The sequence below is a fragment of the Dolichospermum sp. UHCC 0259 genome, from assembly GCF_009711935.1.
Lineage (GTDB): Bacteria > Cyanobacteriota > Cyanobacteriia > Cyanobacteriales > Nostocaceae > Dolichospermum.
In genome coordinates, this window is the sequence record NZ_VIKX01000268.1 from 1 (window position 1) to 2316 (window position 2316).

The 2316-nt window shown below is 35.4% G+C and carries 2 protein-coding genes; one reads left to right on the plus strand and one right to left on the minus strand.

Annotated features, from left to right (window positions below; genetic code table 11):
- Positions 1 to 1169 (minus strand): hybrid sensor histidine kinase/response regulator (locus tag FJR05_RS22680; protein WP_217385658.1); only part of this gene is annotated, 1169 nt, incomplete at its 3' end.
- A gap of 390 nt (positions 1170 to 1559) precedes the next feature.
- Here FJR05_RS22680 and FJR05_RS22685 point away from each other — a divergent pair.
- The gene (locus FJR05_RS22685) at positions 1560 to 2300 is read left to right on the plus strand and encodes a response regulator (RefSeq protein WP_168646208.1); all 741 of its coding nucleotides are present in this window, start codon (positions 1560 to 1562) and stop codon (positions 2298 to 2300) included.
- The last annotated feature ends 16 nt before the right edge of the window (positions 2301 to 2316 follow it).

Sequence of the window (2316 nt, forward strand, 5' to 3'; positions counted from 1 at the left end):
CTCCTATCCCTGTTACTTCCTAATTCCTTTTTAGTGGGGGAGTGTGAACAGTTACATTTCTTGACGATGGAAAGTCCTAAACCAGTTCCCGCAATATTACCAACATTGGAGGCTTGGTGAAAAGATTCAAATAATTTATCTTGATCTGCTTGCGGAATGCCGATGCCATAATCACTAATTTTAAATATAATTTTATCATCTGCTTTACTTAAACTGAAATTAACTAAATTATGATTAGGTGAATATTTAACAGCGTTATCTAGTAGATTAGCGAGAATTTGCCGTAAGAGTTTTTTATCAAACTGAATAAGTAAAGAATTGGCAATTATTTCTTCGCCTAAATCTACAGAAAAATTAATGGTATACTGCTTGTTACTAGCTGCTACTTCCGATTGGAGACGACGGCAAAAATCAATAATATCTGCTGATTCTAGTCTCAATTCTATTTTATCAGTTTCAACACGGTTGATCATTAAAACGTCATCAAGTATTTGGGTAATGTGCTTGATGGTGTGTTGAATTGTTTGTAGGTGTTCTTGTTTTCTTTCTTCGCTTATGCGATCGCTAAATTCTTGTAAAATCCCGGAAGATGAAGAAATAATAGCTAAAGGTGTGCGAAACTCATGGGATGCCATTGTAATAAAGCGGGATTTTAATTGGTTTAATTCCTTTTCTTTGTCTAGTGCTTGCTTTAGTTCTGCTGTTCGTTCTGCTACTCTATTTTCTAAATCCTCTGTCAGTTCTGTGAGTTGTTGGTTCTTGATTTCTAAGGTTTTACTTAACTGCCGTAAATGCAAATGGGTTTGTACACGAGCCAGCAATTCTTCTTTTTGAAATGGCTTAGTGATATAATCTACTGCACCTAGATGTAACCCCTTAACCTTATCCACAGTATCAACTAAGGCTGTCATGAAAATTATCGGAATTGACTCAGTTATAGGGTCGGATTTAAGTCGCTGACACAGTTCAAATCCATTAACGTCAGGCAACAAAACATCTAACAGTATTAAATCAGGAAGACTGAAATGAATTTGTTGGATAACATTTTCTCCCTTTTCTTCAGTCTGGACTTTGTAACCTGCTACACTCAGGGTATAATCCAGAATTTCTAAATTGGTGGGATTGTCATCAATTACTAAAATTGTGATATTGCTGGGTGGTTTTTCCAAGATTTTTTCCTTATCCCCTAACTCGATGCAGTTGGATTTTGCCAAATATTAGCTGATGATTTTTCTATAAAATCAGTATATACCGCGAGAACCAAATAATAGCGATCGCACTTAATAAACAATTAAGCCTGTAATCCTTCCCTTAGAGCTATTTCTAGCACCACTGTATCTCCATAATTAATTTTTTCGGTTCACCTACTTACTTTACTCAGTATACACGAACTCTGATATACTATAAGCTTAACAAAAAAAGTGTAATTTGCTACATTTGCATCAAGTAACCTGAGTTGCATAGCAAATGATTCTTCTGTTTACCCCTTCTTATTCTTTTTTTATTTTTCCTGAGTCCTGATTTTTCACTACACCCTATTTTAAGACTACCAATCAGTTATGAGCTTAATTCTAATTATTGAGGATGAAAATTCAATTCGGTTAAATCTCCAAGAATTTTTAGAACTAGTAGATTTCTCGGTTATTACCGCCGTAAATGGCAAAATTGGCTTACAGTTAGCTAAAAATAGACATCCAGATTTAATTATCTGTGATATCATGATGCCAGAATTAAGTGGATATGATGTGTTAACCGAAGTGAGACGTAATCCTAAGTTGGCTGATATCCCCTTCATTTTTCTCACCGCTAAAGCAGAGCGCTATGATTTTCGTCAAAGCATGGGATTAGGTGCGGATGATTACATTACCAAACCTTTTCAGCCTCATGAAATCTTAGAAGCAGTCAACGCTCGGTTAAAACGACATTCAATTTCTAATCAAGCATATTTAGAAGAGTCACAAAAATTAGAAATACTCGAACAGCAAATTAAAAAAAATCGGTCTGAACTGCAAGACTCTCAACAACTAGCGCAAATGCGCGGAAGTCTTCTAGATCAAGTATCTCAAGACTTACGCAATCCCCTTTCTAATATCAACATGGCAATTTGTATGCTCAAACAGGTTGATAATGAAAAAGATAGAGAAAAATATTTATTGATACTACAGCAAGAATGCAAGCGAGAAATTGATATATTAAATGAAATGAGTAGCTTGCGGGAATTACTAACAGATGAAAATGCCAAGTTACTGAGAACTTACAAGGTAGTTTTTCACTCTCCCCCCACTTTCGAGAGTTTATAGGGTAGGTAGAAGTAGG